We start from the raw sequence: 17,079 nt of genomic DNA, 5'->3' as shown, positions 1-17,079 counted from the left end.
TTCTCGAATCTATTTCTAGGATGCTAAGCTAGCATTAAACAGGATTTACTAAAACTCCAGATTTAATAAAGCCCCTTAAATAACCTATCCCATATAAACACTTTCACATGTTCCAGCTGCCGGTTCATAATAACAATGATTTTTATACTGACCAGAAAAAGGCTGACCATACCATGTCGGAGGACACGGAGCGTAGGGATTAAAATACCAAAGTGCATATTTTGCTGGGTGTTCTCTCCAATAGTCCAAAGTTTGTTTTGCTAACCTTTTTTCAGCAGTTCTCGCTCTTTCATAGAATAAATTACCTTTTTGAACAGCTTCAAAAGAATAATTTCCTCCTTGTACCTGAAAAATGACTTGCTCAATAGTTCTTACATCTTGAAAGTCTAAACAATCTGCTTTAGTTCGATTTACAATTACATTTCCAACATATAACATCCCTTGTTTTCCTTCACCCTCGGCTTCTGCTCTCATCATCCTTGCCATTAGGTCAATGTCTTTATCTCGGTATTTAACTCTTGCCATTTTTTCACCCCTAAATATTGTATGAAAAAATGCCTGAATTGATGTCATTCTATACCCTTTATCCAACAACCCCATTATTTTAATGAATAACTTCATAAAAATAAATAACAAGTATCGTGACGCCCCATTTGAATTGAATACAAGTTGATACCTCTAAACATGTTACAATTAATGCATGTAGATGTAGAACAGTTGGAGTGACGAAAATTGAGTAAACGAGAACAACAAAAACAACAACGCCGGCAAAATATAATCCAGATTGCAAAGGATTTATTTTTGGAGCAAGGCGTACAAACAGTACAAATGCAAGATGTCGCGACAGCATCTGGCATTGGGATTGCAACTTTATTCCGCTATTTTCCTAAAAAAGAGTATTTAATGATTGCGGCAACGAATGCGATCACAGATGAAATGGCCACGGATATTGGGCAGATTATCGAGCAGAGTATAACGGCATATGAAAAAATCGAACAAATTTTAGAGTATTATATGGGCATAATGAAGGACCCACAACTACGTTTAGCGAAGTATTTCGACTCCTTTGATTTGTATGAAAAAACAGCTGAAGAATCCCCGGAGCAATATGCTGAATATTTATCAGCACGAAGCAACTTAGCCCGTGTTTTATTAACAATAAGTGAGCAGGGTAAGCAGGACGGCTCGTTAAGACCAGGTATTGATTTGGATGTTTTTGTCATGACAATGGTGCAAAATTTTAGCATATTTACTTATAAATCAAGCCTAACAAAGCATGATACGAATCTTTCAACGCTACTTTCTGCGGACAAGCAGCTGTTGATGATGAAGGATGTATTTTTACGCTATATTCGACCATAATAAGTAACGGACATATGAATTGACTTTCGAACAAGAAAGTTGTTTACTAGTAAGTATAAAAGATGATAGTCGACTATCACTTTATATGAATCTATTTTAGGGGGCCATTTACATGAGTCGTTTATCAGGTAAAATCGCAATTATTACAGGTGCAGCACAAGGTATGGGTGCAGCACATGCAAAATTATTTGTCGAACACGGTGCAAAAGTTGTTTTAACAGATTTAAATGAGGAAAAAGGAAATGCATTCGCAGCTGAATTAGGGGAAAATGCCCTTTTCGTTAAACAAAACGTAACATCTGAAGAAGATTGGGCAACAGTTATTGCTAAAGCGGAAGAAGCTTTCGGTCCAGTAAACGTATTAGTAAACAATGCCGGTATTACGATGGCGAAAAACATGCTTGATATTACAGTAGAAGAATACCGTCGTATCGTAGACATTAACCAAGTGTCAGTATTCTTAGGTATGAAAACAGTAGCCGCTTCAATGATGAAAGCTGGTGGCGGTTCAATCGTCAACATTTCTTCAATGAATGGCTTAGTTGCTGGTGCTGTAGGTTATACTGATACAAAATTCGCAGTTCGTGGTATGACGAAAGCAGCGGCAATCAACTTAGCGCCAATGGGCATTCGCGTAAACTCTGTGCACCCAGGCGTTATCGCTACACCAATGGTTGTACAAGAAGATACAAAAGCAGCTGTTGAAGAATTCGCTAAACATATTCCATTAAAACGCGTAGCACAACCAGAAGAAGTATCGAATATGGTACTATTCTTAGCTTCTGATGAGTCTAGCTACTCTACAGGTTCTGAATTCGTTATCGATGGCGGATTAACTGCACAATAAGAGTAGTACATGAAACCATCCATATAAGATTTGTAAAAAGGTCGATTTTCTATTAACTTAGAAAATCGACCTTATTTTTTTATTTAATTAATATCCACACTTATTTATGGTACGGTTCTCCGTAATGTGGCTAATGGCGGTTTCTTAAACTTAATTTTTCTTTCGTATTTTTGCTACATCTTCCAATAGCTGAATAAATTTTTTCTGTTCTTTTTGATTATTTTTCAGACGAGAAATTAGAATATTACTTTGCAGATATTTTCTTACTTTCAAACTCACAAAAAAGCTTTTATGATGCCTTTCATCTACATATAAATCATTAAACCATTTTAATTCTCTAAGCTTTTCAATATTTTTATCGATTTTATTTGTATTTAAACTACTATTGGAGGAGCTAATTAAACCTGTTGATGTAAGTAAACTCAGTATAATTCCCAGTAAGTTAATGATTACTAAACCTATCCAATAAAAAAATTTTTTCATAATATTGGCCCTGCAATTCTTTTTATTTCATTATATAAAAAAAAACAACTAAAACATATTTGTTTTAGTTGGTCTTTTCATAACCGACCTTATTTATGATAAGGTTCTCTGTAATATTATTAAGTGCAGTTTTAAATTCATCGATAACGCAGCGATAATTTAATAACCATTTGCAAAATTGGAGATTGTCTCCATTTCATCTTCGGTAAGTTCCCTTTTTACGTAGTTTTCATATTCCTTCATTATTTTCAGTTTAACACCATTACAAATATCTGTATATTTCGCAATGGTTCTAAGCTTAGCAACTTCCATATCAAATGTCTCTTTTGAAATTGGTTGTTGATGCGAAGGTATATATGTTTCTGCATCAAATGATTCTAATTCATCTAATAATCGTAAGGTTTCATTAATTGTATAGTGTACTTTTTCGGCATACATTTTTGGATAAATGCAGTCCCCAAGGAAGAGAATCTTCTCTTCTTTAATATACACAATGACAGAATCTGCAGCATGGTCCCCTCCAACATGTTGTACGATACAAGTCACTCCACCAAGATTTATTTCTGCCCTTCTTTCAATCGTAATATCTGGCAAAGTAATCATAATATCACGATGATTCGTGTATTCTTCCTTAATTGCTTTGGCACAAAATTCAATTTCTACGCCTTCTTTTACTCGTGCATCAATGGCTTCATCTGACCATGAAAATGGAATAAGGTTCTCCATTTCTCTTTCAGTCTCTTTAGAGGCAATTGAAACTGTATCAGTTAATGCGGAAAGACCAAGAATATGATCCCAATGCCAATGTGTTAGTACAACTATATCTGGATTGGGGATTTCCCTTTTTTTAAGTTCTTTCAGAAAATAATTTACATGATCTTCCGAGTTACCTGCATCAATCATTAATATCTTTTTAGTGCCAATCACCATTCCTAGAATCGGACGGTCGGTCAACGATGTAGGAGTGATATACCAAAAACTTTTACCTATTTTATGTATAGAGTGAATAAAGGTCGCCCCCTTTCTTTTTTATGTTTTAAGTCAAATGACCGTTATTTGCTCATATGAATCTTACGAAAAACACTCCCACTTGTGATACGTTCCACCGTGAGACGCACCTAAATAAGGTTTTCTTAGACTTTTTTGAGATAAAAACAGAATTACCTGTCCACCTCAATTATTTTCAATAGGATATCTGTTTCTTAATTAAGAAACTAGCGAAAGTAAAATAAGCGGAACTTGTCCATCTATTCATTATTCACCTAGATTGGTCGCTTAACCTGATCTCCCTACCAATAAAACCGAAGCTATTTGTGGTACGGTTCACCCTTCATTATCCTAAAAGCTCGATAAATCTGCTCCACCAATACAAGCTTCATGAGCTGGTGTGGCAGGGTCATTTTGGAGAAGGAGAGCTTTTCGTCACTGCGCTTCATTACTTCCTCATGCAAACCTAGTGACCCACCTATTACAAAGGCTATTTTGCTTTTTCCATAGGTCATCAATGACTCGATATCTGTAGCTAGCTGCTCGGAGGATTTCATTTTTCCTTCGATTGCTAGGGCTATCACGTATGTGTCTGCTCCGATTTTTGCTAGGATACGGTCTCCTTCTTTTTTCTTAACGATTTCCATATCTGCATCGCTTAGATTTTCAGGAGCTTTCTCATCTGCTACTTCTATTAACTCCATTTTAGCGTAGCTTCCAAGTCTTTTTGTATACTCTTCTATTCCCATTTTCAAATATTTTTCTTTCAATTTCCCTACAGATATAATTTGTATATTCACAGGTTATCCACCTTTACATTTCATTTACAAACAAGTTATTAACAATACTTATCCACATATCCACAATAGTTATCTACATCTTGTGTTATCATTTTCATGAGCCACAAGATATATTGCAGAAATGTTACAATAGGTACAACTTGTGGATAACATTTCTTCGTCGTTTAATTTCTCCATCATTGGAAATGTTTTTTCCTCTGCTACAAACATGTCTAAAGCTTGATTTATATGGGTTTCGCAACTGAATATTCTCACTATTTATCTCCTCTTCTCATTTAAATTATTCAACATAGTTATACACAATTCATCCATTGTTATCCACAGTCTATTTTAACAAAGAAAAAACGAGTAGGAAAGACAAGCTTTTCTTTCACTACTCGTTGTGTAAAACTTTTGTTAATAAATTTTAGTTATCCACATCTTTATAAGTCAGTGGAATCTTTTAATGTTAAAGTTAATTCTACTATTTCACCTTGTCTATAAACCTTAACCTTTAAATTATCTCCAATTTCTGTTTCGTTGTATAGATGCTTTCTCAAGTCAATCGAGTTCTCGACTTTCTCCCCATCCATCTCTACGATAACATCATATGTTTTCATCCCCGCATTAGCAGCTGGAGTTCCTTCATACACTTCGTCTACTACAACTCCGGTAGTTACTTCTGCTGGCAATTTTAAAGTATCGCGTTGATGGAATGCGGGAACATTTGTTAAATCCATTAATGTAATACCCATAGACGGTCTTATAACTTTTCCATTTCTCTCTAAGTCCTCAATGATTGGTAAAGCTGAATTCACCGGAATTGCTAAGCCGATTCCTTCTATGGTCGATTCGGAGATTTTCATAGAGTTAATTCCTATCAGCTGGCCAGCTAAGTTGATTAATGCTCCTCCACTGTTTCCGGGATTTATCGCAGCATCTGTTTGTAGAACTTCTGCTTGCCAGTCTTCAACACCATCTTCATTAATATCTACCGGTATTGCACGGTCAGTACCAGAAACTACTCCAGTTGTAACTGATCCATAGAAGTCTAAACCAAGGGGATTACCTATAGCAATAACAGTCTCTCCTTGTTTCAACGTATCTGAATCTCCGAATTCAAGTACTGTTTCAATACCTTTATCGTCTATTTCTAGAACTGCAAGATCTGTCCACATATCGCTACCTACTAGCTTAGCTTCAGCCTTAACTCCATCCTTTAAAGTTACCTCCAAAGCTTCGGCTCCCGCTATTACATGGTGATTAGTTACAATATATGCTTTTCCGCCTTCTTTTTTATAGATAACTCCTGATCCAGTACCTGCCTCCTGTTCGGAGGAATTTTGACTCCAAAAATTTCTTGCCGATTGGATATTGGAGATACCGACAACTGCATCCGAGGCTTTTTCGACGGCTCCTGTTACATCTGTCGTTATATCAACACTTAGTTGTTCTGTTTTAGCTGCCTTATTTGTTGCCGTTTCACTTTCTGTTTGTGCTGGTAAATTGTTTACGACGGAAGGGGTTATAAACCAAACAAGAAGTGCTCCGACTAATACACCTGCCAAACCACTGAAGAAATATCCTGCAACCCCTTTTTTCTTTGCTTTATTTCTTACTTTTGGTGGTTCTTGTTCAGGACCATATGAATTATAGTAACCCATTTGCACTCTCCCTTTCATTAAACAATATGTTTGTGTTTTTAATTTACCCATTAAACATTAAAATTAAATGAAAATTAACTAAAAGTTATATAAAAAACACAAATAGCAATAGCAAATAGAGAATGGTTTGTTAATAAACCTTAAAGAGGGTGGCGGACGTTGCGGAAACTGCGGGAATCCTTGCGGAGATGAGCATAAACCTTGCAGAGACGACTCCAAGCATTGCGCAAAAGAAATACAATGTTGCAGAGATGACGCAGAACCTTGCAGAGAGCCCAGAAGTTTGCGAGACGAAACCAAACCTTGACGTCTGATCCTACCAAAAAGGAGAGAATTGCTATTGGTAATTTTATAAATAACATTCGGTCTGGCAGTCGGCGATGACTTATAGCTTGCCAAATCGGAACGCTTCCATCTAAAGTGGAAAACAATAATAATAATAGGAATTCCATATAAAAAAGCTCCAAAAGCTTATAGGCTCTTGGAACTTGTAGTTATACTAAAACTAATTCAGTTGGCTGATTGGCATCTGTATCATGTAAGTGAACGAACTCACCGGCAATAATACCGCAGGATTGCAAGGTCTGGGTCACACTCATTCTTGCCAGATCCTTCATGTTGTTGTCTTTACTTAAGTGAGATAGGTACACATTAGTTGGTTTAATATCAATTACCTCACTCATAGCAACTGCAGCATCCTCGTTAGACACGTGACCCACGTCGCTTAAAATTCGGCGTTTGACTGACCATGGATAACGGCCCATCTGTAGCATACTGACATCATGATTGCTTTCAAAGACAAAAGCATCTGCTCCTTTAATATGTCCCTTCATGCGATCACTCACATACCCTGTATCGGTTATTAAAACAAGCTTTCGCCCATTTTCATGGAATATATAAAACATTGGATCTGCAGCATCATGGGAAACGGCAAAGGATTGGATATCCATGGAGCCAAATGACTTCACAGTTTCCATATCAAATTGAAAACGCTGCTCTAATGGCACTTTTCCAACAAGTGAATCCATTGCTCCCCATGTTTTTTCATTGGCATAAATCGGCACGCCATATTTTCTGGCAACTACTCCGAGTCCCTTAATATGGTCGCTATGCTCATGGGTGATGAAAATTCCAGAAAGATTTTTTATATCTCTTCCGATTCCTCTAAAGAGCTCATCCATTTTCTTACCGCTTAGCCCTACATCTACTAAAAAGGAATGTTGCTCATTTTCGACATAGACTGCATTTCCGCTGCTTCCACTAGCTAGTACACTAAACTTCATCATCAAAACTCCTTATTTTACTGCTGATGAATCTTCTTCTGTTGGTATTTCAATAATTCTTCCTTCTACCGCATTTACAAAATGCTCATCAATTTTTCCATCCTCACGCTCAACTAGTATTCGCCACGTTGGTGCAAATACTTGCGTATCAGCTTGTTGTACCAATGTAGAATACCCTAAGCTAATATCAGTTACTGTTGAGTTTGCAACTAACAAGCCTTTGGAATATAAATTGGACATTGCTTGAATGGTAGGTAAAAGGTTTTTGGACTCACTATAATCTTCCAGATTATCTAACATGGTTTGTTCATATCTTACAAGCTCATTTTCCTCATTCCAATAGACTACCAATCTTGCCTTTTGATTATAATACACAAGACGGTCGTTTACCTTTTGAAAAAAAGTAGCATTTCGATTTTCCTCATCTATTTTCCATAATCCATATGATGAACCCTTTATTATATTGTCTTGCACAAGTTTTTCAAGCTTGTTCTCCTCGGTAATTGGAAGTGGTTCAATAAACGTACCGACAATTTGGGATTCCGGCTTAAACTCAATCGTTTGATTTTCTAGTTCTTCTATTTCCTGTGATTCAAATTTATGCACACTACCAGAAACATAATAGGCATCTTCCACCATAACACTAGAAGCTTTGGAAACATTAATATTGTCTATTGCCAAACGTTCCTCTACAGTTGTTGAGCTTAAAACTTCTATGTTCTGACCCTCAGTATATCGGTTCAAATATAATGTAAACAAAAAGACGTTTAATATGGAAAACACTATGATAAAAATAGTCTTTGTTTTACTCCAATCCAAAGGTACCACCTCCTAAATCTTCTGGAGATAGTCTTATCCATACACCATTCACTAAGTAATACCAGGATGGCACAAGTGTAAACAAAGGCTGGTCTGCGTCCCTAGAGAGATAATAACCTTGTACCATTTCTTCTATCATAGAAACTTGTTGATTTGGAACTAAGCTTAATAACTCATATGCTTCTCGTCCCGAAAGCAACTCTATATCTTTAGAGGAGAACGGCTGATCATTTAATGTAAAATACGGTCTATTATATCGATATACTCGATTACTTCCCCAAGATTGCATAATTTCTGTGGACATAATATGACTGAAAACAGGTAATCCCTCAAAATAAAGCTGAAAATTTACTTGATTGGATTCCTTATTCATCCTACTAAAACGAAAATCATCTGTCCAGCCGTCATGCTCATTCACAAAACTCAAGCTATTATATAGAAGCTCTGACGACTTACCGAGGAATTGACCTTCTGCAGAAGGAAGTACATAATTCAATCGCATTGACATAGGGTCTACCGTCATTAAAGCATTATCATCCGTATACTGTTCGCCAGATCCTACTGGATTACTTCGGCGTACGACCAGACTTGGTATGTTAAAAAGGGCATCCTTAAATCTATTAATATCAATATCTTCTATCAGATAAGAATACTGAACAATCTTTTCTGGATTACCAGTAGTAAATATAGAATATTTACCACCTCTAGCTATTTCAGTGTACACCTGCATCGCATTTGCGGTTTTAATCATATGTTCAGAAAAACTATTGATATCTTCCTTTGACACATCTGCTGAGTAAATTTTGTTTTGAGTAGTACTGATAAAGTATAGGGTTAAGCCCTGACTTGAATTCTTTTCACCCTCCGTACCTTCAGCGTCGGAAGAGTTCCAATCTATAACTAAACGGTTGAAGGAGGTATTAGGAAAAATAGGATCGACAAATTTTAAAATGGAACCATATGACTCAATAGGGACATCCGCTTGAAAGAATAAGGTACTTGCATATGGTTGATTTATTAACTCGTTCACCTGCTGAACATTGGTATTGTTACTAAAGAGCTTAACCGTTCCAATTTCCCAGTTTTTCATAGAATTAATAACGCTATTGATATCTACGAGAGAATTAGAGCCTTTCAGATTATCAGGCTGACTGATTAGTAGACGATATGGTCTTACTACCTCTTCCATTTTCTTTTTCTCTGCAATTGAAATATCAACTACTGGAGTATCTGTTTCTGGATAGTTAGGTGAATAAGTCCAAATTGTAAAGGTAAGTGTAAGACTTAGCAGGATGAGTATGAGTAAAATAATCGATTTTACTGGTTCTATATACTTCAATCCCACTCACCTTCCTCGTCTAACAGTATCTCTAATGTAAAGAATATAGTTGTCCCATGGCCCTCTTCACTTTCGGCCCAAATCTTTCCGCCATGGGCTTCTATCATTTCCCGGGCAATTGCGAGACCAAGGCCTGTCCCTCCCATAGAGCGTGCTCGTGCTCGGTCTACCCGATAAAATCGATCAAAAATTCGATTTACATTTTCTGATGGTATACCCATGCCATCATCTGAAACCATAACTTGTAGTAAATCATTTTTAACTATAATACCAAATCGAATATTTCCTCCGTCAGGGGAGTATTTTAGGGCATTAGAAATAATATTATCAATTACTTGAGTCAGTTTATCTGTGTCGATATCTACGTAGTAAGGAACTTCCGGCAGCATACGTTGAAATGTAACGTTCTGAGATTTAGACAGCTCAAATCGATCAATAATCCTATTAAAAAACTTGTTAAAGTTAACAATTTCTTTGTTAAGATCATAGTCCCGACTATCCATCTTAGATAATTGAAGTAAGTCATTCACCAAACGAATCATTCTCTGTGTCTCTGTTTGAGTGACCTTCAAAAACGATGGTGCTATCTCGTCATCCTTCCATGCTCCATCTGCTAGAGCCTCCAAATAACTGCTCATAGTAGTTAAAGGGGTTCGAAGCTCGTGTGATACATTTGCTACAAACTCTCTTCTTTCCATATCTATCTTTTCTTGCTCTGTATTATCATGTAAAACGGCTATCAAACCGTTCACAAACCCAGTCTCCTTTTGGATAACTGAAAAATTAGCACGGAGTATAAATGGACGGTCCTGTGTACTAAAATCTAAATTCATCGATTCCTTAGAATGGATTAAATCCTCAAAGGAGTGAACGCTATCAATGCCAAGCACCGAAATAATGGGTCTATTCAAAACCATCTCTCTTGGTATGCGTAATAGCCTTACTGCAGGATCATTTATCAAAATGACTCTTCCTTTTCGATCGGTAGCTATTACCCCATCTGTCATGTTTGTTAGAACAGAGGCAAGCTTTCTACGTTCTGCCTCTGTAGTCGACTGGGCTTCCTGTAGCCTATTGGTTAAATGATTAAAAGCATGCGCTAATTGACCAATTTCATCATTTCCGTAAACTCTTACCTTTCGAGAGAAATTACCCTTTGACATCGCTTGGGCTTGTTTTCTCATCTCAGATATAGGTCTTGTAATCGTTTGTGCTATTAAAATCCCTAGTACTATCGTAATCACGAGTGCCACCGCGGTACCTACTGCTAGGATTTGATTGATTTCGTTCATTTGACTAAATACATTTTCAATATTCGATTCAATATAAACAGTTCCAACCACTGAACCATTATGAATTATCGGTGTAACTAATATCCAAATACGTTTGTTGGAATCTAGGACGATACTATCAAACGTATCCTCCGCACTAATGGATTTATGAACTAGCTCGTCCATGGACTTTTGACCAACTATCGATTGATTGTTTGAATCTGAGGTGGCTCTTATTTGATATTTAGCATCAATAATCCGAACCTCTTTTAGGTCATCCGAATTAAGACCAGACAGGATAGAACGTAAACTTTGTTCTAGTGTTTGGTCTTCTTCTGCCCGTATTTTAATAATTTCCTCGCGCGCACTAAATTCTAATATCCCTACTCGATCTTTAACGGATTCTTCAAAGTTCTCTTTAAGTCTCTCCTCTAACTCTTTAACAAAATATAAGCCGATGATTTGCATAGCAATAATGATTAATAATACATAAATCATCACTACTTTAACATGAACTGATTTAAAGTAACCAACCTTATGCATCGTTTTACTCCTGTTCAGGGCTTCTTAAATAGTAACCAACACCTCGTCTAGTCACAATCCAATTTGGGTGACTCGGATTATCTTCGATTTTTTCGCGTAGCCGTCTGATTGTAACGTCGACTGTACGAACATCTCCAAAATAGTCATATCCCCACACCGTCTGTAATAAATGCTCTCTTGTCATTACTTGTCCTATATGCTTGGAAAGATAATGTAAGAGTTCAAATTCACGATGAGTCAATTCAATTGTTTCATCTCGTTTCAATACCAAATAAGCATCCGGTTGAATAGTTAGAGGACCAATAGTAATATCATTAGTCACTACTTCATTATCTTCTTGAATGGTTTGATGTCTTCTCATATTAGCTTTTACTCGGGCTATTAACTCCCTTGTGCTAAATGGCTTTGTCACATAATCATCCGCCCCTAGCTCTAACCCTAATACCTTATCTATCTCTGAATCTTTCGCAGTTAGCATAATAATAGGAAAGCTAAAGCGTTTGCGAATTTCTCTACAAACTTCCATTCCATCCCTATTAGGTAACATTATGTCTAAAAGCATAAGATCAGGTTGAATCTCGTCTACTTTTTTCAAAGCCTCGTCCCCATCATACGCACAGAAAACCTGATAGCCTTCTTTTTTTAAATTAAATTGAAGTATGTCTGCAATTGGTTTTTCATCATCTACTACTAAAATCTTCTTACTCACTTGTTAAACCCCTTTCGCCCTTTTCTGCTATATTTTAATCAAATACATTATTTTAAACAATTAATATATCATTACTCTATCATTCTTTTTCTCTCCATGCATCCTTAAAGAAAAGATCCTAGGAAGGATGTAGTATATGAGAAGTCGAGCTTTGTCGAAATATTTCCCAGGAAATTTTTATGAAATAAATTTCCTTCTAACTACCGTCTAGCAAAGCCAGATAGAGAAATGTAAGTGTCTATGTGCCTTTCCTAAGAAGTAAAGAGAAAATGTGAAGGATTGCCTCCCAGCGCCCAATGTTATTCCTCATTTACCCTTGGCACAAATCTAGAAGGATATCATATATAAAAAGACAGCCGGCTAGCGACTGTCTCTAACTTATTATTTAGTTTAACATAGATAATGGATCAATCGTTACTCCATTCTTCTCCACTTCAAAGTGCAAGTGAGTTCCAGTAGAGCGTCCTGTACTTCCCATTACGCCAAGTTTTGAACCTTGTGGCAACACATCTCCAACGCTCACGCTAATAGAGGAAAGATGTGCATAGGTTGTTTTGTAGCCATTTTGATGATTAATAATTACACGATTTCCGTACGTTCCATCCCAGCCAGCTGCTTCCACAATTCCGTTATCAGCAGCCTTTATGTTAAATCCATTAGGACGAGCAATGTCTATACCTTCATGCTTTCGACCCCAACGATATCCCATTTTGCTAGAAATGTATCCCCCTTCGGCTGGCCACGCAAATTCTCCTGACCCTCGAGAAGGGATAACCTTTGTACCTTTAAGTACGATACTGTCTTTTGGTTGTTCGAGTACAGTTTCTTCCGTAACGGACTGGTCAACTTGTACACCGTTTTCCTCACGAACCAAATAAGTAGCTACTCTTTTCCCATCGGAACCCTCTTGCTTTACCTTTGTATCGCCTTTATACATTTCATCTGTTTCTTTGACTTGTTTTGTATGAGGAATTACTTCCTCTACTTTTTTCTCATAAACTACTTCTATATTTATAAGTGGCTTTAATACTGTGACATTAATCTCTTGACCAATCTGTAATACACTTGAATCTGTAAGTTCAGGGTTAATAGCTAAAAGTTCTGCTGAGGTTAAATTGTGTTTATTAGCGATAGTACCTAACACATCACCAGATTGAACTTTATACGATTCCTGTTCTAGTGTGCCTTCTAAAAGCAACTTCACAGCTTCATCAGCAGAAACAATCTTTTCTGGTGCTACATTAGCAGTTACACCTGAGACTTCCTGTTTTAAAATTATATCTGCGATTCGTGTTTCATTTACTTGTAATTCGGGTAAATTTTCACTAACACTTTTTTTAGCTTCCAGTATAGCTAACTCTTCTTCCGTGATAAACTGCAGCTTTAATTTTTTTATCGCTTCATGGTAGGCTTCAATGTCTTTGACGTAGACCGCCATCTCGTCATTGACTGACAAAGCAAATGCTGTTGCTTCTACTTTAACTATCTCGTTGAGTTTTTGAAGTGTTGTTTCGTCATCCGTCGAGGGAGTAAATACTTGTTCGGCTACTACCTTCAAGTTAGATCCTGCTTTTAAAGGAAGAGCGCCATACTGTGAGCTACTCTCTTGAACTTTTTGTTCCAATAAATTTTCCATTTCTTTTTTATCGGAAAGTGCTCCTATGTACTGACCTTCTGAGTATATATGATAAATTTCTTTTAGTGCTTTGTCGTTTCCTTCATTGGCAAATGCCATATTAAAGGTTAGTGATGATGTTAGTAAAACCGTTATAGTAGCTTTTTTAACCACATTTGATTTTCTGTTTGAAAGAACAGCAAGTGATTTATTCTTCTGCTCCTCATTCTTTCTATTCCAAAACATGATAAAGCTCCTTCCAAACTATTTAAAAACCTTTATTCCATTTTTACACTATTTTAATTTAACATATTTGAAATAGGGAAGTGTAGCAATATTTAATCTTGTAAAGAAATTGTATTTTAACACCCATTATTTTCTATTTTTTCTTTTATATTGGTAATATTAATCTTTTTTCTAGTTTCTTTTTCTAATATTCTTTACTTTTTCTCCATTAATTTCTTTCTCATACATAATACTACTGGAATCTTTGTTATATTTGTCACATTAATAGATTTATAAATAAAAATTCTTACAAAAATCAACAAAAAAACCGTCAAAATTTTCTTTTTGACGGTTTTTTTTAGAAACTTATTTCCAAACACTAGAAATAATATTCGTTTGTGTGCGATCTGGTCCTACAGAGAAGATAGAAATAGGAACTCCTGTTAACTGAGAAATGCGTTCTAGGTAATGTCTTGCTGTTTCTGGAAGTTCATCAAGTGTCTTACATTTTGTAATATCCTCATTCCAGCCTGGCATTTCCTCATAGACTGGCTCGCATTCCGAAAGAATTCGTAAATTTGCTGGATATTCCGTAATAAGCTCATCCTTAAATTTATAGGCTGTGCAGATTTTCACGGTTTCTAATCCGGTTAGTACATCAATTGAATTTACCGTTAAATCCGTTAAACCACTTACCCTTTGAGCATGGCGGATTACAACTGTGTCAAACCAACCGATACGGCGTGGTCTTCCTGTTGTCGTTCCATATTCTTTTCCTACTTCTCTTATTTGGTTGCCCACTTCATCAAAAAGCTCTGTGGGGAACGGTCCATCTCCTACACGAGATGTATAAGCTTTACAAACTCCTACCACATGAGAAATTTTTGTTGGCCCCACACCTGCTCCAATTGTTACTCCACCAGCAACAGGATTAGAAGAAGTAACAAAAGGATAAGTTCCTTGATCAATATCAAGCATGACTCCTTGTGCTCCTTCAAAAAGTACTCGTCTGCCTTCGTCGAGTGCATCATTCAATACTTTGGAAGTATCGGTTACATACTTTTCAATCTCTTGTCCATAGCTATAAAACTCTTCTAATATTTCTTCTACAGTAAAGCCTTTTGTTTCATAGAATTTCTCAAACATTCTATTTTTTTCTTCTAAATTACGTTCTAGCTTTTCTTTAAACACTCCATAGTCCAGAAGGTCTGCTATACGAATCCCTACTCTGGCAGCTTTGTCCATATATGCAGGGCCAATACCTTTACCAGTTGTACCTATTTTGTTAGCACCTCTACGTGCTTCCTCTACTTCATCTTGTTTTATATGATAAGGAAGTATCACATGGGCACGATTAGAAATACGTAAATTTTCAGTAGTTACTCCTCGATCATGCAATCCTTTTAATTCTTTTACCAACGCTCGTGGATCGACTACCATTCCATTCCCGATCACCGAGATTTTATCCTTATAAAAAATACCGGAAGGAATTAAATGTAACTTATAAGTCTCTCCTCCGAAAATAATTGTATGACCTGCATTATTTCCACCTTGGTAACGTGCGATTACTTCTGAGTGTTCCGATAAAAAGTCAGTAATTTTGCCTTTTCCTTCGTCTCCCCATTGGGTTCCTACTACAACTACTGATGGCATTGCCAACACCTCCGTCAGACATCATGTCCTGTTTAAAAATCAGTGTTATTGTACCAATCATCTTTACCATAGTCAACCAATTTAACGAAAAAACACGAACGAATTGACAATTACTTCATCAATTCGTTCGTGTTTGCTTTATGCTGGTGGAGCTTGGTGTTGGCTCCAATCAATATTAACAAATTTATTGAATTCCTTCACGAATGCTAAAGTGACGGTTCCAGTTGGACCATTACGTTGTTTAGCAATTATAATCTCAATCATGTTCTGGTTTTCTGTTTCCTTATCGTAATAATCCTCACGATATAAGAAAGAAACGATATCCGCATCTTGCTCAATCGATCCAGATTCACGTAAATCGGACATCATTGGTCTCTTATCTTGTCGTTGCTCTACACCACGGGACAGCTGAGACAAGGCAATAACAGGAACTTTTAGCTCACGAGCAAGACCCTTTAAGGAACGAGAGATTTCAGAAACCTCTTGTTGACGATTCGCCTGGCTTCCGCCACTTCCTTGAATAAGCTGCAAATAATCAATTAAAATCATTCCCAAACCTGATTCCTGCTTCAGTCGTCTACACTTTGCTCTTATTTCATTTACTCTTATACCAGGTGTATCATCTATATAGATCCCAGCATTTGATAGACTACCCATCGCCATCGTAAGTTTGCGCCAATCCTCTGTAGTAAGGGCCCCTGTTCTAAGCACCTGAGCATCAATATTGCCCTCTGCACAAAGCATACGCATTACAAGCTGTTCAGCACCCATCTCCAAACTAAAGATTGCAACGTTCTCGTCAGTTTTCGTAGCCACGTTTTGGGCTACATTCAACGCGAAAGCTGTTTTTCCTACAGAAGGACGTGCCGCTACAATGATAAGATCGTTACGTTGAAACCCTGCCGTAATACGATCTAAATCACGGAAACCAGTAGGAATACCAGTTACGTCACCTTTTCTAGTATGCAGTTTTTCAATATTGTCATAGGTTTCTACCAATACATCTTTAATATGTTTAAAGTCACCAGCATTCTTTCGATTGGCAACCTCCATCATTTTTCTTTCTGCTTCGGATAAAAGCGCCTCTACCTCGTCTTCTCGCGTAAACCCATCTTCTACTATGGTCGTAGCCACTCGTATAAGACGGCGAAGAATTGACTTTTCCTCCACAATTTTTGCATAGTGGCCTATATTAGCGGCAGTAGGAACAGCATTTGCTATTTCACTGATGTAGGAAATGCCTCCTACATCTTCAAGTTCCTTCTTAGAAGATAATTCTTCTGTGACCGTTACTACATCAATTGCTTTCCCTTGATCACTCAGGCGAAGCATCGTTTGGAATATTTTTTGATGAGCTACCCGATAAAAATCTTCTGGCATAACGATCTCTGCTGCAGTTATTAAAGCTTGTGGTTCTAAAAATATTGCTCCAAGGACCGATTGTTCAGCTTCTTGATTATGTGGGGGGACACGGTCCAATAATGGATCGCTCATAAAATT

Annotated in this window: 16 protein-coding genes; 2 read left to right on the top strand and 14 right to left on the bottom strand. The window is 36.9% G+C overall.

Annotated features, from left to right (window positions below):
- Nucleotides 1-84: 84 nt before the first annotated feature.
- Nucleotides 85-525: a cell wall hydrolase gene (locus D0S48_RS12500; protein ID WP_151111923.1), complete on the bottom strand. Its 441-nt coding sequence runs from the start codon at nucleotides 523-525 to the stop codon at nucleotides 85-87.
- Between the two features lie 207 nt (nucleotides 526-732).
- Here D0S48_RS12500 and D0S48_RS12495 point away from each other — a divergent pair, with 207 nt between their 5' ends.
- Together D0S48_RS12495 and D0S48_RS12490 are read left to right on the top strand one after the other, a co-directional pair.
- Nucleotides 733-1,362, top strand: a complete 630-nt coding sequence (locus D0S48_RS12495) for a TetR/AcrR family transcriptional regulator (RefSeq protein ID WP_151111921.1) — start codon at nucleotides 733-735, stop codon at nucleotides 1,360-1,362.
- A gap of 112 nt (nucleotides 1,363-1,474) precedes the next feature.
- Nucleotides 1,475-2,209 carry a glucose 1-dehydrogenase gene (locus D0S48_RS12490; protein ID WP_151111919.1) on the top strand — a complete coding sequence of 245 codons (735 nt, stop codon included), beginning with the start codon at nucleotides 1,475-1,477 and terminating at the stop codon, nucleotides 2,207-2,209.
- Nucleotides 2,210-2,359: 150 nt separating this feature from the next.
- On the opposite strand, the gene D0S48_RS12485 is transcribed toward D0S48_RS12490, so the two are convergent.
- The 13 genes from D0S48_RS12485 to dnaB all read right to left on the bottom strand — a co-directional run bounded on the left by D0S48_RS12485 (nucleotide 2,360) and on the right by dnaB (nucleotide 17,073).
- Nucleotides 2,360-2,692, bottom strand: coding sequence for a nitrite reductase (locus tag D0S48_RS12485; RefSeq protein WP_151111917.1), 333 nt, complete (start codon nucleotides 2,690-2,692; stop codon nucleotides 2,360-2,362).
- A 159-nt stretch (nucleotides 2,693-2,851) separates the two neighbouring features.
- Nucleotides 2,852-3,700, bottom strand: coding sequence for an MBL fold metallo-hydrolase (locus tag D0S48_RS12480; protein WP_151111916.1), 849 nt, complete (start codon nucleotides 3,698-3,700; stop codon nucleotides 2,852-2,854).
- A gap of 299 nt (nucleotides 3,701-3,999) precedes the next feature.
- Nucleotides 4,000-4,479, bottom strand: coding sequence for a 23S rRNA (pseudouridine(1915)-N(3))-methyltransferase RlmH (gene rlmH, locus D0S48_RS12475; protein ID WP_144540239.1), 480 nt, complete (start codon nucleotides 4,477-4,479; stop codon nucleotides 4,000-4,002).
- Nucleotides 4,480-4,548: 69 nt separating this feature from the next.
- Nucleotides 4,549-4,734, bottom strand: a complete 186-nt coding sequence (locus tag D0S48_RS12470) for a CxxH/CxxC protein (RefSeq protein ID WP_151111914.1) — start codon at nucleotides 4,732-4,734, stop codon at nucleotides 4,549-4,551.
- A 167-nt stretch (nucleotides 4,735-4,901) separates the two neighbouring features.
- On the bottom strand, nucleotides 4,902-6,122 hold the full coding sequence (locus D0S48_RS12465; RefSeq protein ID WP_151111912.1) for a S1C family serine protease: 1,221 nt from the start codon (nucleotides 6,120-6,122) through the stop codon (nucleotides 4,902-4,904).
- 494 nt (nucleotides 6,123-6,616) lie between these two features.
- Nucleotides 6,617-7,405, bottom strand: coding sequence for an MBL fold metallo-hydrolase (locus tag D0S48_RS12460; protein ID WP_144540245.1), 789 nt, complete (start codon nucleotides 7,403-7,405; stop codon nucleotides 6,617-6,619).
- Between the two features lie 12 nt (nucleotides 7,406-7,417).
- Nucleotides 7,418-8,233 (bottom strand): two-component system regulatory protein YycI, encoded by an 816-nt coding sequence (locus tag D0S48_RS12455; protein ID WP_370455698.1) that lies wholly within the window; start codon nucleotides 8,231-8,233, stop codon nucleotides 7,418-7,420.
- Nucleotides 8,211-9,563 (bottom strand): YycH family regulatory protein, encoded by a 1,353-nt coding sequence (locus D0S48_RS12450; protein ID WP_186318237.1) that lies wholly within the window; start codon nucleotides 9,561-9,563, stop codon nucleotides 8,211-8,213. Before D0S48_RS12450 ends, D0S48_RS12455 begins: the two co-directional genes overlap by 23 nt.
- Nucleotides 9,560-11,377, bottom strand: coding sequence for a cell wall metabolism sensor histidine kinase WalK (walK, locus tag D0S48_RS12445; RefSeq protein WP_144540251.1), 1,818 nt, complete (start codon nucleotides 11,375-11,377; stop codon nucleotides 9,560-9,562). Before walK ends, D0S48_RS12450 begins: the two co-directional genes overlap by 4 nt.
- 4 nt (nucleotides 11,378-11,381) lie before the next feature.
- Nucleotides 11,382-12,086: a response regulator YycF gene (gene yycF / locus D0S48_RS12440; RefSeq protein WP_144540253.1), complete on the bottom strand. Its 705-nt coding sequence runs from the start codon at nucleotides 12,084-12,086 to the stop codon at nucleotides 11,382-11,384.
- Nucleotides 12,087-12,471: 385 nt separating this feature from the next.
- On the bottom strand, nucleotides 12,472-13,947 hold the full coding sequence (locus D0S48_RS12435) for a M23 family metallopeptidase (protein ID WP_151111910.1): 1,476 nt from the start codon (nucleotides 13,945-13,947) through the stop codon (nucleotides 12,472-12,474).
- 345 nt (nucleotides 13,948-14,292) lie between these two features.
- A complete protein-coding gene (locus tag D0S48_RS12430; protein WP_151111908.1) occupies nucleotides 14,293-15,579 on the bottom strand; it encodes an adenylosuccinate synthase in 1,287 nt (428 codons plus the stop codon).
- 138 nt (nucleotides 15,580-15,717) lie between these two features.
- Nucleotides 15,718-17,073 carry a replicative DNA helicase gene (gene dnaB, locus D0S48_RS12425; protein ID WP_144540259.1) on the bottom strand — a complete coding sequence of 452 codons (1,356 nt, stop codon included), beginning with the start codon at nucleotides 17,071-17,073 and terminating at the stop codon, nucleotides 15,718-15,720.
- Nucleotides 17,074-17,079 lie beyond the last annotated feature (6 nt).

The organism is Psychrobacillus sp. AK 1817, from assembly GCF_008807035.1.
GTDB lineage: Bacteria > Bacillota > Bacilli > Bacillales_A > Planococcaceae > Psychrobacillus > Psychrobacillus faecigallinarum.
The sequence above is the reverse complement of the archived record's forward strand: the minus strand, read 5'-3'. Positions and strand labels throughout refer to the sequence as shown.

What these genes read in the sequence shown, in the direction of transcription:
- D0S48_RS12500 (WP_151111923.1), bottom strand. Translation starts at nt 525, where the DNA reads ATGGCAAGAGTTAAATACCGAGATAAAGACATTGACCTAATGGCAAGG.
- D0S48_RS12490 (WP_151111919.1), top strand. Translation starts at nt 1,475, where the DNA reads ATGAGTCGTTTATCAGGTAAAATCGCAATTATTACAGGTGCAGCACAA.
- D0S48_RS12485 (WP_151111917.1), bottom strand. Translation starts at nt 2,692, where the DNA reads ATGAAAAAATTTTTTTATTGGATAGGTTTAGTAATCATTAACTTACTG.
- D0S48_RS12465 (WP_151111912.1), bottom strand. Translation starts at nt 6,122, where the DNA reads ATGGGTTACTATAATTCATATGGTCCTGAACAAGAACCACCAAAAGTA.
- D0S48_RS12460 (WP_144540245.1), bottom strand. Translation starts at nt 7,405, where the DNA reads ATGAAGTTTAGTGTACTAGCTAGTGGAAGCAGCGGAAATGCAGTCTAT.
- walK (WP_144540251.1), bottom strand. Translation starts at nt 11,377, where the DNA reads ATGCATAAGGTTGGTTACTTTAAATCAGTTCATGTTAAAGTAGTGATG.
- D0S48_RS12435 (WP_151111910.1), bottom strand. Translation starts at nt 13,947, where the DNA reads ATGTTTTGGAATAGAAAGAATGAGGAGCAGAAGAATAAATCACTTGCT.
- D0S48_RS12430 (WP_151111908.1), bottom strand. Translation starts at nt 15,579, where the DNA reads ATGCCATCAGTAGTTGTAGTAGGAACCCAATGGGGAGACGAAGGAAAA.
- dnaB (WP_144540259.1), bottom strand. Translation starts at nt 17,073, where the DNA reads ATGAGCGATCCATTATTGGACCGTGTCCCCCCACATAATCAAGAAGCT.